The sequence below is a fragment of the Streptomyces sp. H39-C1 genome, assembly GCF_027158125.1.
In the GTDB taxonomy this organism is placed as follows: Bacteria; Actinomycetota; Actinomycetes; order Streptomycetales; family Streptomycetaceae; genus Actinacidiphila; species Actinacidiphila fildesensis.
The window spans coordinates 1-775 of sequence record NZ_JAPVLS010000285.1 but is presented as its reverse complement, the minus strand read 5'-3'; the positions used below and the strand labels follow the sequence as shown (position 1 = coordinate 775).

General features: G+C 72.1%; 1 pseudogene. It reads left to right on the top strand.

Annotation, left to right across the window (positions count from 1 at the left end):
• A pseudogene (locus O3W51_RS48230) lies at window positions 1-416 on the top strand (hypothetical protein); the annotation flags it as partial.
• Between the last annotated feature and the right edge of the window lie 359 nt (window positions 417-775).

Here is a 775-nt window from a genome sequence, read left to right as displayed (position 1 = left end):
CCGAGACTCCCCGTGGGGACGGTGGCGCGAAGCTCTGCGCTTGGTGCGGCGGGACGATCCGCCAGGGCGGCATCGGTCGGTCCCGCGACTACTGCAAGGCGGGATGCCGTCAGCGGGCGTACGAGGAACGGCGGTCGGCGAAGCGGGTAGCGGCGGCGCTCGCGGCGGCTCTTTCGCCACGTGGCGATTCAGATTCGTCACGTGACGAAACGAAGACTTCTCCACGTGACGAAACGGAAATCCCAGTTCAGGCCACGGTTCGAGCGGAGGTGGACGAGCGCCTGGTGGTGGATGTGCCTGACGCGGCGGTGCCGGAGCAGACCGCGCTCGAGGTGCCGGGGATCGTGCCGGAGCCGAAGCCGCGGCCGAAGGGGACGGTCTCCGACGTGTTCGCGCTGTTCAAGGGAATCCAGTAGCCGCAGCATTTGCACGGCGACGACCGGCGGGGCCGGAGGCGTCCCCGGTGCCGGCCACATCGCGGCAGCAGTCGCCCCCCGCCCGCCCCTGACGCGCTGTAGGGCCGCCTGCGGGCCTGAGGTGACACCGGAGCGGGTAACGGCGCCCTGCCGAATCTCGGGCCGTCTGAGGGCCGTCCAGCGCGCCAGGAGACCCCCTCCCCCTCGCTGTTGGCTATTGCGCACGCCGCGTGCTGGCCACCTAGACCGCTCAGCGTGGCCGCCTCAACGCGTGCCGCGCGTATCGCGTGCCGCCCGTGCCGCGTGAGCCGTTGGCCGGTGAGCGTCCGGCCGGAGCGGGACGGAGGCAGGAGCGGCGG